This is a genomic window from Neomicrococcus aestuarii (assembly GCF_014201135.1).
GTDB lineage: Bacteria > Actinomycetota > Actinomycetes > Actinomycetales > Micrococcaceae > Neomicrococcus > Neomicrococcus aestuarii.
In genome coordinates, this window is sequence record NZ_JACHDR010000002.1 from 1 (window position 1) to 16,693 (window position 16,693).

The window sequence follows — 16,693 nt, forward strand, 5'->3', positions numbered from 1 at the left end:
GGTTCTCGTCCTGACAGCCGGCACCGACGCGAACGGCCAGCCACTCAACGGGTGCTCCCCTACCAGCCAAGCCCGCCCAGGCATCCCCGAGCAGTACAGAGATGCCATTAACGTGGCCGCCAAAACCTCCGGACTGCCCGCGGAACTGCTCGCAGCTCAAATCAAAGCGGAATCTAACTGGGACCCCACAGCTACCAGCCCTGTCGGAGCACGCGGCCTGGCGCAATTCATGCCAGCAACGTGGGCTCAATACGGACAAGGTAAAGACATCCTCGACGGCAACGCTGCCATCGACGCCCAGGGCCGCTACATGAAAGACCTTCTCGATGCTGTGTCCTCAATCGCCACCAGCGATAAAGAACGCATCGACCTCGCCCTCGCTGCCTACAACGCCGGCATCGGCAACGTCCAAGCAGCCGGCGGAATCCCGCCCTTCCCTGAAACCATCGCCTACGTCAAGCGCATCAATGCCAGCGCTCAACTCGACTACTCCGCAGACTGCACGCCACTGGGCGGCTCCACCATTGGGGAACTCGGCTCAGGACAATGGACTCATCCACTTTCAGGCGCGCAGCTCACGAGCACTTTCGGGTTCCGGGGCTGCATCGGAGGACTCTCCTGTATTGGCGACATCGCCAACCATCGCGGAGTTGATTTCTCCACCGGCGGCGGAGGAACCGTCGTCGCGCCCGCAGATATGCGCATCACCGTTGCCGAAGCAGGCCAAGGATGGAAATCCGGATACGGCACCTACATCATCGGCCGACAAACCGAAGAACCCGGTTTGATCTTCGAATTCCATCACTGTGTCGACGGCTCTCTCAAAGTCGCACCTGGTGACACCGTTGCAGTAGGCACTCCCCTCTGCGTGGAAGGCAACACCGGAAACTCAGCCGGCGCTCACCTGCACTTCCAAATCGGTGACCCCAAAGCCAGCGACACCGAACCGACCCGACTGAACGCCATCGACCCACTACCGATCCTTCGCCAGAAAGGAATCATCCAGTAATGCGTCGCAACCTCATCATCGCCGTACTCAGCCTCGCAGTCATCGCGCTGCTCGTTACTGTTGGCATCAAACTCTTCACCCCGCGCGCGACTACGGAAGCCACCACGCTGCCAACTATTAGCCCCACCCAGGCTGCAACCCAAGCACCCACCAGCAGCGCAGCAGAACCAACAAGCCCCACCAGTAAAGAACAAGCCGCGCTCCACGCGGCCACCGTCATGAGCACCTGGACTCCAGCCACGGACTTCAACCGCACCGCATCAGAACTACGTGCACGAGATCTCATGACACCGGCCCGGGCCAAGAAAGTCCTAGCCCCTGTCCGCCCCGCAACCGGAGAGCAATGGCTCACCGCGGCAGCTGCAAACGCCACTTCAGTACCCACAGCGACCCTGAACCGCGCAACCGAGAAGAACCTCACCTCCGTCACCGTGACCTGGATCTGGAAAACCAAAGACGGAAAAGTCCTTGACCTGCCCGCCGAACAACGCACCTACTTCTTCCAACTCACCGAAACCACGCCCCACAAAATCACGGACTATGACTATGAATAGCCACGTCAGCGTTAAAAACCACCAAACCTTAGACAATCGGTTAAAGGTTGCGACACGCCCCACCAACTCCCCCCACACCCTTTTGTATTTAGATACATTCACGGGTATGACAACGACGGCACAGAAACTCCCGCGAGGCACTCGCAGAGATTCCATGTCCATGGGATTACTGGTCGAGCGCGCAAACAAAGAAAAATTTGCTGAGATCGCTCGCAACTGTGGCATGACCGCGAGTGGCTTCTTCGACTACCTCGTCGAGCACATGCCGCTCGACGAAAACGGCCGTCCTGTCTTCATTGACTTGGCCGAAGATGGGAGGCTTCCTCTGGACGCCGCTTAACGAGTAAGGCCCCACATTTTTCAGTGGGGCCCGAAGCTCAATATAGATCCCTGATCTGCCGAATAGTTTGGCGACTGGAAGCAGATCAGTTCATAGATTCCGACCTCACGGCCGGTCCCTCTTACGTACCTCGAAAGGAGGTTCGTGCTTTTGAGTATACCCAAAAGCGCTGTACATGGAACACCCACACTCGGTGTGGCGTGGCTGTTAACCCAGTACATGAGCCCGCGCGATCGTGTTCGTATCGCGTCCACGGACCCCACCGGGGCTGTTCTTAACGAATACGCGAGCACCTATGCGTGCGCTGCAGAACCGCCTCCGACGGTTTGGGCTGTGAACCTCGCAGACGACGACGGACTCTTCCGCCTGATCGCGTTCGATTTCGACGCAGGCCAAGACCCAGCACGTGCAGCACACGACGCAGACGGGCTCTCAGAACGGCTCGAACGCCTCGGCATCGAACACGTTCTCTGCGCTTCCGGACCATCCGGTGGCCGCCATATTTGGCTCAGCCTCGCCGAGCCAGCCACCCCTGATCTGGTCAAAGCGCTCTCCATCGCTGTAAAGCGCGCCTACCCCAGCCTTGACCGCACCCCACTAACTAACCCAGCAACGGGCTGCTGTCGCCCACCCGGAGCACCACACCGCAACGGTGGGGTCTCTACCGTGATTCGTGGCCACGAATGGGACCTCGCTTCCCCGTGGGTTACAGTCTCTCAACTTCTTGAGCTCACCGAAGAGCTCAACCGCGAACACCCCGCCCCCGGAGTCACGCAGATTCGTGCTGAAGCTGGCCCCTTGCCCGTTGATGCGCAAGGACACCTCTACCTGCCCGGCCCACGCCGAGCTCTCCCCACTGGCAGCCAGGAAGCCCTTAACACCCGGATTGAGGCAACACAGGATGCTTCCACGATCCTGTGGACCGTCCTCATCGGTGCAGCTGCCGCTCGCTGGCACTACAACGACGTCCTACAACACCTACGCACCGCGCCAGGACTCGAACACGCACGGACCCTGCGCGGCCACACCGCGCACAGCGCACGACGTCAACGCCCCCGCCACGGATCTCAATCCCCCGAAGCAATCCTCGCCGCCGAATGGCGCCGGGCAGTCACCCACGTAGCCACCACGCCACGGCAAGCCGGCGAAGACCCCACCTTCGAACCCCGCGCCCAACACATTGCCGAACTCGTAGAAACCATCCAAGATCGTGCAACCGCCAGCCCCGGCCGGTGGAACACCGGCGGAGGCCCTGCAGACCGCCGCGTCCTCGACGCGCTCTGCCTCCTGGCACTCCAAGCCGTTCAACCCATCATCGAAGCAGACATCCGCCGCCTCGCACTGATCACAGGCATCGGCCGAGAAACAGCACGCACCAGCCTCATCCGCCTCTCCCAAGACGGCTGGATCACCCGCACCGAAGAAGCCAGCGGACCCCACGGCGCAAGCTGGACCATCGACCCCCAGGACACTATCCACAACCAGCCAGACCATACTCGGCCACAAGCGGTCACACGCGCCGAAGGCGCTGGGGCCGCACACCGTAACCTCCTCCTCACAGAGCTCACCGACAAACTCCACGCCAGCAACCACGACGCCTTCACAGGCAACGGCAGCCTGAGCTTGCACCTCGGTAACGTCTACGCCCTCGTTGCAGAAGAACGAACCCTCCCCCAGCTCACACGCCTCACAGGACAAACAACCTTAGAAACCCTCAAAAACCTCTCAGAGCTCCAGTCAGTCCAGCTCATCAAACGCACCATCAACGGATGGACCCAGACCTCTTCCAGGAACCTCGACCAGCTCGCACGCAACCGAGGCACAGCCGGCCGACTCAACGAGCGAGCCAAAACCTACCTCGCAGAACGAATCCTCTGGGCTTGGTGGCAACAAGAACACCAATGGATGACCACACCCGGCACCAAATCACGCAGAACCCCACTCGGACAAACCACCCTGGCACTCGGCCCGATACTGGATGCATACCCGATCTACCCACGCTCAGCACGCCACCGAGCAGACCACCACGCAGCACGCCAAGCACTCAAAGCCGGCGCACTCCAACACCTCATCCCAACAGCCGCCTAATATCCCACTCCCCTAGTCGACCACACACCCACAACAACATTCAGACTCTGTTAGTAACAGACTCTGTTAGTCTGTTACTAACAGAGTTACAGACTTCAACGGATGATTCTGAACTTCCAGAACCGCAGAAATTCAACCGTTTTCAAACTCCGACTAACAGACTCTGTTAGTACGTAACTCTGTTAGTCTGTTACTAACAGAGTTAAAGAGTGGATACTCTCGAGAGGACACAGCATGCCAACAGGACTCGAACGCGTGATCGCGGTCGTCAACGGAAAGGGCGGCGTTGGTAAAACAACCATCACCGCCAACCTCGGAGGCATGCTCGCCGCCAGCGGCTACAAAGTCCTCCTCATCGACATGGACCCCCAGGGCAACCTCGCCGAAGAACTTGGCTACACCAACGAGGAAATCAACGACGACGGACTCGGCCTCGCCCAAACCCTCGTCTTCGGTGCCGAACCCTCACGCGCAACTGCCGTCCGCGAGAACCTCGACGTCCTGATCGGCGGCTCACACCTAGACATGGCAGCCGCCGGCCTCACCACGAAAACCAACAAAGACCCCGACGGTGCTAAAAGATCACTCTCGACACCGCTGCAGAGCATCGCGCACGAATACGACATGATCATCATCGACTGCCCACCAGGACAGGAGACGCTGCAACAAGCAGCGCTCACCGCATCCCGCTGGGCGCTCATCCCGGTAAAAACCGATGCGTCATCCCGCAAAGGACTACGTGACGTTGCACGCCGGCTCGAAGCAGTCATTCCCATCAACCCGGACATTGACCTTCTCGGGATCGTCCTCTTCGGCGTCAACCGATCCGCTAAACGCGTCTCCGAAACCGCACGCGAAGGAATCAAAGCCGAGCTCGGGGACGAAGCGCCCATCTTCGAAACCACCATCCGTCACGCGGAAGCAGCCGCCCAGGAAAGCCGCGAACGAGGCCTACTGGCCTTCGAACTCGAAGAAGCCGTCCTTGCCGCACCTAAGTGGTACGAAGTCCTTCGAGGCTCCGCCAATGACAGCGCCGGGCCGCGATCAAAAAGCGCCGTCGGAGTCGCCAGCGACTTCCAAGCACTCGGCGAAGAAATCATTCAACGCATCGTTGAAACCGAAAACCAGACCACCAACACCACGGCAGCAGGGGAGTAGCCATGACAGAGAACAAGCCTTCACGCGGACTCACCAAAAAGCTTGGACATGTGGCATCGGAATCAAGGAAACCATCGGGTGACCTCGGCATTCTCTTCGCTAAAAATCGAAGCGAGAACGCACCAGCCCCGCAAGAAACACCACAGCCGGCGGCAATTCCAAAAGCTTCCGAACGTACACCAGGAGTAACAGACTCTGTTAGTAACAGACTAACAGAGTCTGTTACTAACAGAGTTCCGAAGTACCGCCAGCTCAAGCGTCGAGAAGCACGCATCCATGAAGAACAAGCCGACGAACTCACTCTCATGGCACGCCAGCTCAACATGCAGCGTAAACGCCCCGATGGAACCACAGTGGGGGAGCGCATCACCGACAACACCCTCATCCGCGTTGCCATTGACCTACTGCTCAAGCACCGCGAAGAACTCCACGGAACCAGTGAACAAGAACTAGCGATCAGCCTCGGACTGACGCCACGCGAAGTCCCCAGCCAGGAGAAATAATCCTGGAAACAGTTCGAGTGGGGTGCTCACGCCATAGCGTGAGCACCCCACCCTTTGTGTTCCCCGCGGAGCTTGCTTGAGCGTTGCCCCCTGCACACATTGTGGACGGCCTGAGATTTATTGGGGTCTCCAGCCGACCACAATGTGCACAGCGGGACCCATGTCGACCGGCCGCACACACCCCACACCCTCACCACGAGCAGGCACACTTACGGACAAGAGCGCGGGGCATGCACGGACCTCTGACGAATTAGCCGGGGGAGGAAATCCTAGGCTTTAGACGGGGGTGATTGAAGACGTCACGGCCCGGAAAGAGCCGCTGTAGAGATTCGGGGAAATGTACCGGCAGTACTGCAAGTGCGTGACCATTTTGCCCTGCCGCCGCACCTCAGCAACCTTCGCCAGCAACGCCGAGTTGCACATGGACTGAGTTGTTCTCTGAATAATCCAATACGTAACGGTCGTAGCGGACGCCTGAGTGCCAGCGGCAAACAGTCCTCCAAAAACAAGCATGAGAGCTAGAAAAACACCCGTGAACTTCGATCTAACAACAGACATCACACACACCCCTTTTAATCCAACGATTGATTAAAAGGGGGCTCTACGGCAGGTCAATCTGGTGCACAAGAGCTTTCCCAAATTATTACACCGTAAGCAACAATTTCCGTTCGAGATGCATCCAGTGGCCGTTCCGGCTGAGGAAGAACGGATCGACTAACGCATTGCCGTCTAGAGCTAGTTACGTGAAAGCTAACAGACTTATTGGGCGTCCATTGCATGGACGACTGTTAGTGGGCTTACAGCCCACCGGGACCACCTGCGGTGGTCCCTTTCTTTTCATTTTTTGCTGCTGTCCTTCGGAGTTTACGGGCCGCCTCCAATCTCACAAGCCACTGCACACCCTTGCGGGTGTTCCGGGCGAGCTCGCTACGAAAATTTTGGACGCGGTCACTGCGCTCCCTTATTTCGCCCAAAATTTTCTCCGCTCCCACCCCTGACGGGTTGCTGAGCTTTCCGGTCGACCCCGCTCCATTTCATTTCGCCAGCAGGCAAAAAACAACTGTGAGTCTTGCAGTGGCTGGTCTGGGACTAGCTGGCAGTGTTGATGCCGGTCGTTCTGCCTGGAGCGTGACTCGAAAAAACAATTGCCCCTTGAGGGTGCGTTTCCCCCGACTTGTCCGCGCTGGGTGGAGCGGCCGGCGTTGACCTGTCCCACGACGGTGGCTTGATTAGAAGCTTGTCCAGCCCTTCGGGGTTGTGGCTCATCACAGTATTGCCTCGAAGTGACTCCTCCCAGGTCAGTGCCGGTCGCGATGCGGCCAGTCTTGCCCGTTCGAAAAGGAAGGAGGGTGGCCGCGTTGACTATCGTTGCGCAGACCCGCCCATTCGTCATTGGCGTGGACTGCCACGCCCGCACCCACACCTACGCCATCATTGACGCCAGTACCAGGCGACAGGTCGCGTGCGAGCAGTTCCCGACCACCTCGGCAGGGATTGCCCGGGCACTTGCGTGGGTAGGCCGCCGGTCAGACGGTGATATGTCCTGTCTATGGGCCGTTGAGGGTATCGGCTCCTACGGGGCGCGCCTGGCCCGGGCAGTAACCGACGCCGGCTACGATGTCGCCGAAGCTCCACGGATGAACGCCCGGGGGCGCCGGGGGATTGGCAAATCCGACCCGCTGGACGCCGCCGCTATCGGAACCGCAGTTTTGGCGTTGGAGGAGTCCCAGCTGCGAGCCCCGCGCCGGGCTGAAGGAACCCGTGCCGGACTCAGGATCCTGAGCGCAGCACGGGATCAGCTGACCCGGGAACGAACAGTGAATGTCAATGCACTCATCGCCCTCCTCCGGGCACATGACCTTGGAATCGACGCCCGTAAACCGCTCGTTCCCGCCCAGATCGCCACGATCACTAGGTGTACTGACCGGACACGTTGGTCAATCGTGAGAAGGGCGGCTGGTTGCTGCAGGCTGTGTGGGGCCGGTGATGGTTGTAGTAGTGCAGCCAGCCGTCGAGTTCGCCGCGACGCTCCGTCTCGGAGGTGTAGCAGCGGGCGTAGGCCCAGCCGTCGGCCAGGGTGCGGTGGAAGCGCTCGATCTTGCCGTTGGTCTGCGGGCGATACGGCCTGGTCCGTTTGTGCCTGATTCCCAGCTCGGCGCAGGTGTCGCGCCACAGGTGTGAGCGATAGGCGCCACCGTTGTCCGACAGGACCCGCTCGACGGTCACCCCGCGGGCGTTGAACCACTTGACGGCCCTGGCCAGGACCGCTGTGGCGGTGTGGGCTGTTTCGTCGTCGTGGATCTCGGCGTAGGCGACGCGGGAGTGGTCGTCGATGACGGTGTGGACGTAGGCCTTGCCCATCAACGGGTCGTAGTGCTTGTTCTTGGGCTTGTCGGGTGTGGCTGCGCGGTTCTTCTCGCCTTGTCGTCGGCCGACGTAGCGCCAGCCTCCGCCGTCTGGGATGTTGCCGAGCTTCTTCACGTCGACGTGCAGCATCGCCCCGGGGTGGTCGTGCTCGTAGCGACGAACAGGCTCTCCAGTGGCACGGTCGACGTGCGACAGGCGGTTCAAGTGGACGTCGACCAAGATCCGGTGGACTGTCGACGGAGCAACGCCAATCCGGTATGCCAACTGAACCGGACCTTCCCGCAGACGCAGCCGGAGCTGGATACAGCGCTTCGCAGTCGTGGGGCTGGTCTTGTTCGGGGAGCGGTGAGGCCGTGAGCTGCGGTCCTGCATGGACTGACCGGCCCGGTAGCGGTCAGCCCAGCGCTTCACGGTGGGCCAGGAGACCTGGAACCGGGCAGCGACCTCGCTGATCGGCCATCCGTGGTCAACAACCAGCTGGGCAACCTTGAGGCGGTGACGCGGAGTGAGGGCGGCATTGGCGTGGGACATGGTGGTCTTCCTGGTGACGAGCGGGTGGAGACAGTGATGGGGCTGCACCCTGTGGTGCAGCCCCATCGATTCGGTATGTCAGTTGCCGTCCGTGTCCTCGCTGTTCGGCGCTGAAGAGGCAGCCGTCTCGGTGGGTGTTCCCTGCTCGCTCTGGGGCTGGTCGTCATCGTCGGGCACGATCTGGGCCCCGCAGCAACTGCTGTCCTGCTTGCGTGCGGTGAAGAGGTCCTTGAGTCCCATGGTTGCTTGTTCTCCTCGTGTGGTTGGGAATGTGGTGGTTGGGTCAGGCGATCAGTGGGATGAGGTAGCCGGCGGCGATGGCCGTGCCGATGACAGTGACCACGAAAGTGACGACCAGTCGGGGCTTGAACAAGGTGGTGAGCATCGAGATCTCGGGGATCGAGGCTCCGGCGCCGCCGATCATCAGCGCGAACACTGCACCTAGCCCCATGCCGGTCGAGCTGAGGGCCAAGCCGATGGGCAGCATCGTCTCGATACGCACGTAAAGCGGAACGCCAAGCACGGCGGCCAACGGCACGGCCCACGGTTTGTCGTCGCCAGCGACCGCGGCGAGTTGGTCCTGAGGCACGAAACCGTAGATAAATGCACCGACCGAGACACCCAGCACCATCGGGACGAGCAGCGGTCTCAGATCGGCCCAGGCCTCGCCGAGTGCGGGCCGGATCTCGTTGCGCAGGCCTGCCCAGGGGTGGGGGGTGCTGTCGTCGCCGACGACCTTGACTCGCTTGAGCTGGCTGGCCATGCCGAGTCGTTCCCATACTAGGGGGGCGAGCAGGGACCATGCGGCGGTGACCACCGTGTAGACCAACGCGATACGCCAGTCGAACAGCAGCACCACCCCGGCCACGATGATGGGATCCAGCAGCGGTGACGAGATCAGGAAGGTCATCGACGTCCGGAACGCCACCCCCGACTTCAACATCCCAGCCAGCACCGGCAGCGTCGAACAGGAACAGAACGGCGTGATCGCCCCCAGCAGTAGCCCCTTGAGCGGGCCGGGAAGGCGCCCATCGGCCATCCAGCTCTGGATCCGATCCGGCCCGAACCGCCGGTTCACCAGCGCAACGAGCACCGAGATCAGCGAGAACAGGACGAGCAACTCGACCAGGATCAACCCGAAGGTCTGTACCGCATGAATCACCGCGCAGCACCCTCAGTCGATGCCTGACCCTCCCCTGCTGGGGCAGTGCAGCACGCCTTCTGTCCCTCTGGAGTGAGAGTCGCCAAGTGAGCGAGCCACTGCACCGGCGCCGCCAACTGCTCACAACACAGCGCGTAGATGTTGGACCGGCCCTCGGCCCGCACACTGATCAGCTGCGCTTGCCGCAAGGCTGCCACATGGTGACTCACCAGCGCCTGGCTCAACCCGGTGGCCTCCTGCAACTTCTTGTTCGAGCACGCCCCCGCCGCAAGCGTCAGCACGATCATCAGTCTGTTCTCGTCTGACAAAGGCTTCAACAACGGAGCAAGCATCCGCGCGTGATCCCGCGCCGACAGGTCCGTGCGCGGCAGGGCAACATCCAGTGAAACTGTCATACCCACACTATAGACAAGCGTGGCCTTCTGTCACAAGTGGCGACTTGTCTATCGATCAACGTGTCCGGTCAGTACAACTAGGTGGCGGGAACGACAGGAGCAGATCGAACTTTCGATCGCGCGTGAGGAAGCAGTTCGATTGGCGCGCCGCGTTCTCGAAGTGACCGCTCAGCTGGCTGCGAACCAGAAGCGCATGACGGAGCTGATCCAGCAAAGCCCCGCGGCGCCGCTGTTGGAGATGGTGGGCGCCGGGGCTGTCACAGTCGCCACTGTCCTGGCGGCGTGGTCGCATCCAGGAAGGGTTCGCAGCGAGGCTGCCTTCGCCTCACTGGCAGGAGTGAACCCGTTACCAGCTTCAAGCGGTAACACTGTCCGGCACAGGCTCAACCGGGGCGGTGATAGGCGCCTTAACCGAGCCTTGCACACCATCACCATGACCCGGATGGTCCATGACCCCGGAACGCGGGACTACGTCGCCAAACGCACCGAAGAAGGCCGCAGCTACCGCGAAATCCGCAGATCCCTCAAGCGCTACATCGCTCGAACGCTCTACCGCCAGCTCAACGTCCTTTATGCCACCGCGGAACCGGCCCGATGTCACGTTGCCGGGGGTTCAGGTGGTGTCCGGTAAAGGGTGCATTTCCCCCGACTTGTCCGCGCTGGGTGGAGCGACCGGCGTTGACTTGTCCCACGACGGTGGCTTGATTAGAAGCTTGCCCAGCCCCTGCGGTTGTGGCTCCTCCTGAAGGGGCATCAAGTGACTCCGCGTTGCGAACCGGGCACCTTCGTACGGCGGAGGCAGCCCAGCACATCAGCAATAGGGCAACCAGCAGCAGGCCGGCATCGCCAAGGTCCACGCTGCCAAGCCAGCTCGTGACCGGGTCCTCCAGCCGGAAGGCGGTGTTGAGGAGTCCACCCAACGTCATGGTCGCTATGAAGAGTGCGGAGAGCGCGGAGATTCCGGTGACTGCGGCGTTGAACCCGAGCCTCCGGAGGGGGTCCTCGAGGGCCGAACGGTACATCCGCATCATTGCCACCCCGTTGAGCGAATCGCACAGCGTCATCGCGGCGGTGAAAGCAAGGGGCAGCGCGATCAGGGTGGGCGCCGAAACGCCTGAGAGCGACGCCGCCGTCGTCAAGACCAGCAGACCGATGGTGGTGGCAGTGTCAAAACCCAGGCCGAACAGGAATCCGATCACGTAGATGTTCCGAGGCCGCCGGACGCGGGCTAGCGGTTTGGCCAGGAGCAGGGCCATGAATCCCTTTGCTTCAAGGTCGGCCGCGTCGATGCGGCCACCCATCCGCGCGCGGCGGTAGGCCCCGGCGGCCCGGATGAACGCGGAGCCGTTAAACAGCCCCATCATCAGGAGGAACAGCCCAGAGACCCCGCTGCCAATCACACCGAGCACCAGATTCCCCGCAGAGCCATCCTCCATGAGATGGCCCGCCATCGTGGCACCTGCCACCACCAGGACGCCGGCCAGGACTACCACTGAGCTGTGTCCCAGGCTGAAAGCGAACCCAACGCTGACCGGGTCCTGATGCTGGGCGACGAATTTGCGCGTGGAGTTGTCGATGGCCGCGAGGTGGTCCCAATCGTAGCTGTGCTTCACTCCTGCCAGGTAGGCGGTCAACAGCAGGCCCAGTGCCAAGGGCTGCCCGCCGCCTGCGGTTCCGATGGCCAAGAGGACGACGGCGGCCAGATGCAGGGCGGCCACCGCGCCGAAGATGAAAAGCAGCCGCGTCCGAAGCGGCAGGGTGCCCCGTCCCCGGTACAGCTCCGCGAACCGGGTCAGGCCGGTCATTCAGTACTTCCTCAGGTTCAAGGGCGCCTGCCCGTGCCAGCGGTCCCGGAGCATGGCCGTGCATGAGCCCAGCAGGCCGTTAAGCTCCTCCGTATTGTGGGAGAGTGCACGCAGCACCAGACCGGTGGTACCCGCTGCGGTTCGGGTGAGCGAAATGCCGCAGTGGGCGTCGCGCCCGGCGGCAAGGGTATGGAGTTCATCGGCGATCACCTGGTTCACCCGGGCATCCACAACCACCAGCGAGCCCAAGTGGCTGAAGCCCTCCATGTAGCCCAGGCCGGTGACATCATCCAGCGGCGGACGGATGAGCAGGTTGTCCAGCGCCAGCAGGTGGCTTCCGTGATCAGTTTCGACGCGGATTTCGGTTCGCAGCCGCACTTCCTCATACCGGAAAGCCGAACCGTCCGGCGACCAGCCGGGAGTGACCACCTCCGCCATGACCAGGGACGATGACGGCCGCAGTGTGATGGAGGTCCGTTGCCGGTATGTGGCCTCCCGGTAGGCGATGAGCTGGTCCGGCATGAGCTCAAGCCGAGACCGTTCCCCCAGCCGCAGGTCCATCCGCTGCTCCGCATGGGACCCGGGAGTCCGGTATACCTTCGTGGCGGACTGCGTTGTGAGCAGGAGGTCAGACCCTTCCCCGACTTCAATGTCCAGGACCAAAAGGTCTGCCCCGAGATATGCCCCCCCGGGATTGACCACGACATAACAAACCTGCCCGGAGCCATCAAGGTAATGCGGGCGAAGGACACGAAGCGACCCCTCGTGAAACTGATACGAGGCAACAGACCTGCCGCCCCGCACACTAATGCCAAGCTCAAGCCGGCCCATTGGAGATGTATCTGGTGAAGCCGCGGGTGATGCCACCGCCGTCGTACTCATGTCGCCAAATCGAGCATCAGGACATCGTGCCGGATCCAGTCGATGACTTTCTCCAGCCCTTCGTCCGTCTTGAGATTGGTGAAGCAGAACGGTTTGTTGCCGCGGAATTCTTTGGAGTCCCGTTCCATAACTGCCAGGTCCGCCCCGACGTGGGGGGCGAGGTCGGTCTTGTTGATGATGAAGAGGTCCGATTTGATCATGCCCTGCCCGGCCTTGCGGGGGATTTTTTCACCCTGGGCCACGTCGATGATGTAGATCGAGAAGTCCACCAGTTCCGGGCTGAAGGTAGCCGAAAGGTTGTCGCCGCCGGATTCGACGAAGATGACCTGCAGGTCGGGGTGCCGTGCCTTGAGTTCCTCGATGGCGGCGGTGTTCATGGAGGTGTCTTCGCGGATGGCGGTATGCGGGCAGCCGCCGGTTTCGACGCCGATGATCCGGTCCACGGGCAGGATGCCGTTGGCGGCGAGGATCTTGGCGTCTTCGATGGTGTAGATGTCGTTGGTGATCGCGGCCATGGAAATCCCGCGGCTCATGTGTCGGGTGAGCCGCTCCACGAGCTGCGTTTTGCCGGCGCCCACCGGGCCGCCGATGCCGATTTTAATGGGTTCAGTCATGGTGTCCTCCGTTGAAGTCAAAAACACAGTTAGCTCATGAACATCCGGGCACGTTGCCGTTCGTGCCGCATTTGCGAAATTTCCAGTCCGGGGCTGACTGCCCCGAAGTCTTCCGGGGTGAGGTGGGCGATCCGCCCGGCCGCGGCAGCTACGCCGTCGGCCGCATTCCGCAGCAACCGCTGGCCGGCGTTTTGGCCGAGCGGGATGGCCCGCACCCCGTTCTGCGTCAGTGAGGTGACGGCAGCGAAGAGGTACGCCATTACCGCCTCGGCGGCCGGGACGCCCAGGGAACGGGCGACGACGGCGAACGCCAGCGGCTGGTGCCCGTCGGCCCGGCCCGCAGTCACCAGATCCCGGTACAGTTCCAGCGCGGGGGAAGGAAACGCCTCGACCCCGATCTCCAGAAGCCGTGCCCCCATCTTTACACTGGCCTCCCGCACCTGCCGTGGCAACAGCGAAGCAGACAACAGGGCATCGAGTTCAAGAACCTCCCACCCCTCATAAAGGAACCGGATGGCGAGCCCATCGGCATACGTTAGCGGCTGGGCGATGAAGGCCGACAACCAGCGCCCAAAAGACTCCTCGTCCATGACCATCCCTGCATCGATGTACGTTTCGAAGCCAAGAGAGTGCGCAAAAGCTCCGGTAGGAAGCGCAGAGTCAGTGAGCTGCTGCAGCGCCAGCTGGTAGTTAGTGGCTGTGTTCGGCATGGCGGAAAGGCACGGGTATCACGCGCTCCTGGCGGTCGTAGGGCACGCCGGCGTGGCGAAGATAGTCCTCGACGGTGTGGTCGTAGGCGCACACCATGACTTCGGCACCGTATTCCGATCCGGCATCGAAGAACTGCGCCTGCAGGTGCCGGTTGCCGAGGGAATGGGCTATGACTCCCATTTCATGGATGGTCCGGGGCGCGATGACCAGGACGTCGGTAGGCAGCACGGACACGACGATCAGGCTGGACTCTTCAACGTGCAGGATGTCGCCGTCACGCAGGTCACGGGAGCCGGCCGCCAGTCTGATCCCGATTTCTTTGCCGTGGTCGGTGGTGACCCGCTGGATGCGCTTTACCAGCTGGGCGCTGGGCAGCAACACTTTCTCGCGGTGCAGCCCGGTGTAGGCCTGTGTGTCCGGCAGCTCATGCAGGTTGCCGAGGATTTTCTCAATGATCACGATGCTCCTAAAAGAGGAAGTAGCGCTGCGCCATGGGCAGCACGTCGGAGGGCTCGCAGGTGACATCCTCGCCGTTGACTGTCACTTGGTATGTTTCCGGGTCAACCTGGATATCCGGCGTGGCGCCATTGTGTTTAAGGTCGCCCTTGGTCAGGGTCCGGATACCCGAGACAGGCCGGATGTTCTTCTGCAGGCCCAGTTCCTCCGGGACGCCGGCGTCGATCGCGGCCTGGGACAGAAAGGTGATGGAGGACTGCTGCACCGCCTTGCCGAACGCTGCGAACATGGGGCGCATGGTGCGCGGTTGCGGCGTCGGGATGGAGGCGTTGGCGTCGCCCATCAGTGCGTAGGCAATCTGTCCGCCTTTGAGTACCAGTTCGGGCTTTACGCCGAAGAAGGCCGGATCCCACAGCACCAGGTCGGCGAACTTGCCCTCCTCTACCGAGCCGATGGAGTCGGACATGCCCTGCGCGATGGCCGCGTTGATCGTGTACTTGGCGATGTAGCGCTTGAGCCGGAAATTGTCGCTCTCCTCGCCCAGGCCTGAAGCGGAGCCGTGAGTGCCGCCGTCGGGATCCTTCAAGACCCCGCGCTGCCTCTTCATTTTGTCCGCCACCTGCCAGGTGCGCGTGATGACTTCGCCCACCCGGCCCATGGCCTGCGAGTCGGAGGAGGTGATGGAGAAGATGCCCAGGTCCTGCAGCACATCCTCTGCGGCGATGGTCTCGGCGCGGATGCGGGAATCCGCGAAGGCCACGTCCTCGGGGATGTCCGGGTTGAGGTGGTGGCACACCATCAGCATGTCCAGGTGTTCTTCAATGGTGTTGCGCGTGTACGGCAGAGTGGGGTTGGTCGATGCCGGCAGGACGTTGGGCAGCCCGGCGATTTTGATGATGTCCGGCGCGTGCCCGCCCCCGGCGCCTTCGGTGTGGAAGGTGTGGATGACGCGCCCACCGATGGCGCGGATGGTGTCCTCCACGAAACCGCACTCGTTCAGGGTGTCGGTGTGGATGGCCACCTGGACGTCGTATTCATCGGCCACCTTCAGGGAAGTATCTATGGAGGAGCTGGTGGATCCCCAGTCCTCGTGGACTTTGAGTCCGACCGCACCGGCGCGGATCTGCTCGGCGAGGGGTTCGACGGCGGATGCGTGGCCTTTGCCGAACAGCCCGATGTTGATGGGGAGCCCTTCGGCGGCCTGCAGCATCCGTTGGATGTGCCATTTGCCCGGGGTGACAGTGGTGGCCTTAGTGCCTTCGGCGGGGCCGGTACCGCCGCCCACCATGGTGGTCACTCCGCTGGTGAGGGCGGTGGGCACCTGGTCCGGGGAAATGAAGTGGATGTGGGTATCGATGCCGCCGGCGGTGAGGATTTTCCGTTCGCCGGCGATGATCTCGGTGCTGGCGCCGATCACGATGTCCACGCCGTCGGTGATCTGGGGGTTGCCGGCCTTGCCGATTTTGAAGATATGCCCGTCCCTGAGCGCGATGTCGGCCTTGTAGATACCGGTGTAGTCCAGGACGACGACGTTGGTGATGACGGTATCCGGGATGCCGCCCCCAGCCCCACCGTCGCGCGTGGCCTGGCCGTTCTGGCCCATCCCGTCCCGGATCACCTTCCCGCCCCCGAACACCACCTCCTCGCCGTAGACGGTGAGATCCTGCTCGATTTCCAGGAACAGGTCGGTGTCCGCCAGGCGGATGGCGTCGCCCGTGGTGGGGCCATAGAGGTCCGCGTACTGCCTGCGGGGAATCTCGAAGCTCACTGGGCTTCCTCCTTGGTTCCGGGCCGCGGCCCTGGGGCCAACGGGCCATTGACGGCGTTGCTGAGGCCGTAGACCTCGCGGCCGCCGGCGAGCTCAATCAGGCGGACGGTCCTGCTGTCCCCCGGTTCGAACCGGGCAGCGGTCCCGGCGGGGATGTCCAATCGGCGGCCGTAAGCTGCGACGCGGTCGAAGGCCAGGGCCGCGTTGGCTTCGGCGAAGTGGAAGTGCGAGCCCACCTGGATGGGCCGGTCTCCGGTGTTGGTGACATTCAACGTGACGGCTGCGCGGCCTGCGTTCAGCGTCACAGGTTCTGCCCGCAGGATGTATTCGCCTGGAATCATGGCCGGCTC

The 16,693-nt window shown here is 62.0% G+C and carries 17 protein-coding genes and 3 pseudogenes; 8 read left to right on the plus strand and 12 right to left on the minus strand.

The genetic code is table 11. The features are described 5' to 3' along the window. From HD598_RS12960 to HD598_RS13325, 6 genes are all read left to right on the plus strand, one after another. A partial coding sequence (locus HD598_RS12960) for a transglycosylase SLT domain-containing protein (RefSeq protein WP_183666913.1) occupies positions 1-1,009 on the plus strand: 1,009 nt, incomplete at its 5' end. Further along, positions 1,009-1,563 carry a hypothetical protein gene (locus HD598_RS12965; protein WP_183666915.1) on the plus strand — a complete coding sequence of 185 codons (555 nt, stop codon included), beginning with the start codon at positions 1,009-1,011 and terminating at the stop codon, positions 1,561-1,563. The genes HD598_RS12960 and HD598_RS12965, both read left to right, overlap by 1 nt. 106 nt (positions 1,564-1,669) lie before the next feature. Then, positions 1,670-1,903, plus strand: a complete 234-nt coding sequence (locus tag HD598_RS12970; protein ID WP_183666917.1) for a hypothetical protein — start codon at positions 1,670-1,672, stop codon at positions 1,901-1,903. A gap of 219 nt (positions 1,904-2,122) precedes the next feature. Then, entirely contained in the window at positions 2,123-3,991 is a 1,869-nt protein-coding gene (locus HD598_RS12975; RefSeq protein WP_183666919.1) for a hypothetical protein, read from the plus strand. A gap of 234 nt (positions 3,992-4,225) precedes the next feature. After that, positions 4,226-5,149, plus strand: coding sequence for a ParA family protein (locus HD598_RS12980; protein WP_183666921.1), 924 nt, complete (start codon positions 4,226-4,228; stop codon positions 5,147-5,149). 2 nt (positions 5,150-5,151) lie between these two features. After that, positions 5,152-5,652, plus strand: coding sequence for a hypothetical protein (locus HD598_RS13325; RefSeq protein ID WP_221244891.1), 501 nt, complete (start codon positions 5,152-5,154; stop codon positions 5,650-5,652). 276 nt (positions 5,653-5,928) lie between these two features. Here HD598_RS13325 and HD598_RS12990 read toward each other — a convergent pair whose 3' ends face one another. Next, entirely contained in the window at positions 5,929-6,210 is a 282-nt protein-coding gene (locus HD598_RS12990) for a hypothetical protein (RefSeq protein WP_183666923.1), read from the minus strand. 755 nt (positions 6,211-6,965) lie between these two features. Between HD598_RS12990 and HD598_RS12995 the strand changes: the two are divergent. Next, positions 6,966-7,490: pseudogene (locus tag HD598_RS12995) on the plus strand (IS110 family transposase); the annotation flags it as partial. Between the two features lie 73 nt (positions 7,491-7,563). Here the strand turns inward: HD598_RS12995 and HD598_RS13000 are convergent. The 4 genes from HD598_RS13000 to HD598_RS13015 form a co-directional block, all read right to left on the minus strand. After that, positions 7,564-8,550, minus strand: a complete 987-nt coding sequence (locus tag HD598_RS13000; protein WP_065062263.1) for an IS481 family transposase — start codon at positions 8,548-8,550, stop codon at positions 7,564-7,566. 78 nt (positions 8,551-8,628) lie between these two features. Continuing rightward, positions 8,629-8,790 carry a hypothetical protein gene (locus HD598_RS13005; RefSeq protein WP_154676754.1) on the minus strand — a complete coding sequence of 54 codons (162 nt, stop codon included), beginning with the start codon at positions 8,788-8,790 and terminating at the stop codon, positions 8,629-8,631. Between the two features lie 43 nt (positions 8,791-8,833). Further along, entirely contained in the window at positions 8,834-9,712 is an 879-nt protein-coding gene (locus HD598_RS13010; RefSeq protein ID WP_176338507.1) for a permease, read from the minus strand. Further along, positions 9,709-10,107, minus strand: coding sequence for an ArsR/SmtB family transcription factor (locus HD598_RS13015; protein ID WP_048896403.1), 399 nt, complete (start codon positions 10,105-10,107; stop codon positions 9,709-9,711). The genes HD598_RS13010 and HD598_RS13015 overlap by 4 nt, the downstream gene beginning before the upstream one ends. A 67-nt stretch (positions 10,108-10,174) precedes the next feature. Between HD598_RS13015 and HD598_RS13020 the strand changes: the two are divergent. Beyond that, positions 10,175-10,672: pseudogene (locus HD598_RS13020) on the plus strand (transposase); the annotation flags it as partial. Positions 10,673-10,892: 220 nt separating this feature from the next. On the opposite strand, the pseudogene HD598_RS13025 reads toward HD598_RS13020, so the two are convergent. From HD598_RS13025 to HD598_RS13055, 7 genes and pseudogenes are all read right to left on the minus strand, one after another. Next, positions 10,893-11,912, minus strand: a pseudogene (locus tag HD598_RS13025) (HoxN/HupN/NixA family nickel/cobalt transporter); the annotation flags it as partial. Continuing rightward, positions 11,913-12,794, minus strand: a complete 882-nt coding sequence (locus HD598_RS13030) for an urease accessory protein UreD (protein ID WP_183666927.1) — start codon at positions 12,792-12,794, stop codon at positions 11,913-11,915. Then, positions 12,791-13,408 (minus strand): urease accessory protein UreG, encoded by a 618-nt coding sequence (gene ureG, locus HD598_RS13035; RefSeq protein ID WP_183666929.1) that lies wholly within the window; start codon positions 13,406-13,408, stop codon positions 12,791-12,793. Before ureG ends, HD598_RS13030 begins: the two co-directional genes overlap by 4 nt. A 29-nt stretch (positions 13,409-13,437) precedes the next feature. Further along, positions 13,438-14,118: an urease accessory protein UreF gene (locus HD598_RS13040; RefSeq protein ID WP_183666931.1), complete on the minus strand. Its 681-nt coding sequence runs from the start codon at positions 14,116-14,118 to the stop codon at positions 13,438-13,440. Continuing rightward, on the minus strand, positions 14,099-14,578 hold the full coding sequence (gene ureE, locus HD598_RS13045; RefSeq protein ID WP_183666933.1) for an urease accessory protein UreE: 480 nt from the start codon (positions 14,576-14,578) through the stop codon (positions 14,099-14,101). The genes HD598_RS13040 and ureE overlap by 20 nt, the downstream gene beginning before the upstream one ends. 7 nt (positions 14,579-14,585) lie before the next feature. After that, complete coding sequence (gene ureC / locus HD598_RS13050) at positions 14,586-16,343, minus strand: urease subunit alpha (RefSeq protein WP_183666936.1); 1,758 nt, start codon at positions 16,341-16,343, stop codon at positions 14,586-14,588. Further along, complete coding sequence (locus HD598_RS13055; protein ID WP_183666938.1) at positions 16,340-16,684, minus strand: urease subunit beta; 345 nt, start codon at positions 16,682-16,684, stop codon at positions 16,340-16,342. The genes ureC and HD598_RS13055 overlap by 4 nt, the downstream gene beginning before the upstream one ends. Positions 16,685-16,693 lie beyond the last annotated feature (9 nt).

What these genes read in the sequence shown, in the direction of transcription:
- HD598_RS12980 (WP_183666921.1), top strand. Translation starts at nt 4,226, where the DNA reads ATGCCAACAGGACTCGAACGCGTGATCGCGGTCGTCAACGGAAAGGGC.
- HD598_RS13055 (WP_183666938.1), bottom strand. Translation starts at nt 16,684, where the DNA reads ATGATTCCAGGCGAATACATCCTGCGGGCAGAACCTGTGACGCTGAAC.
- HD598_RS12965 (WP_183666915.1), top strand. Translation starts at nt 1,009, where the DNA reads ATGCGTCGCAACCTCATCATCGCCGTACTCAGCCTCGCAGTCATCGCG.
- HD598_RS12970 (WP_183666917.1), top strand. Translation starts at nt 1,670, where the DNA reads ATGACAACGACGGCACAGAAACTCCCGCGAGGCACTCGCAGAGATTCC.
- ureG (WP_183666929.1), bottom strand. Translation starts at nt 13,408, where the DNA reads ATGACTGAACCCATTAAAATCGGCATCGGCGGCCCGGTGGGCGCCGGC.
- HD598_RS12975 (WP_183666919.1), top strand. Translation starts at nt 2,123, where the DNA reads ATGAGCCCGCGCGATCGTGTTCGTATCGCGTCCACGGACCCCACCGGG.
- HD598_RS13030 (WP_183666927.1), bottom strand. Translation starts at nt 12,794, where the DNA reads ATGAGTACGACGGCGGTGGCATCACCCGCGGCTTCACCAGATACATCT.
- HD598_RS13005 (WP_154676754.1), bottom strand. Translation starts at nt 8,790, where the DNA reads ATGGGACTCAAGGACCTCTTCACCGCACGCAAGCAGGACAGCAGTTGC.
- HD598_RS13040 (WP_183666931.1), bottom strand. Translation starts at nt 14,118, where the DNA reads ATGCCGAACACAGCCACTAACTACCAGCTGGCGCTGCAGCAGCTCACT.
- HD598_RS13000 (WP_065062263.1), bottom strand. Translation starts at nt 8,550, where the DNA reads ATGTCCCACGCCAATGCCGCCCTCACTCCGCGTCACCGCCTCAAGGTT.
- HD598_RS12990 (WP_183666923.1), bottom strand. Translation starts at nt 6,210, where the DNA reads ATGTCTGTTGTTAGATCGAAGTTCACGGGTGTTTTTCTAGCTCTCATG.
- HD598_RS13015 (WP_048896403.1), bottom strand. Translation starts at nt 10,107, where the DNA reads ATGACAGTTTCACTGGATGTTGCCCTGCCGCGCACGGACCTGTCGGCG.
- HD598_RS13325 (WP_221244891.1), top strand. Translation starts at nt 5,152, where the DNA reads ATGACAGAGAACAAGCCTTCACGCGGACTCACCAAAAAGCTTGGACAT.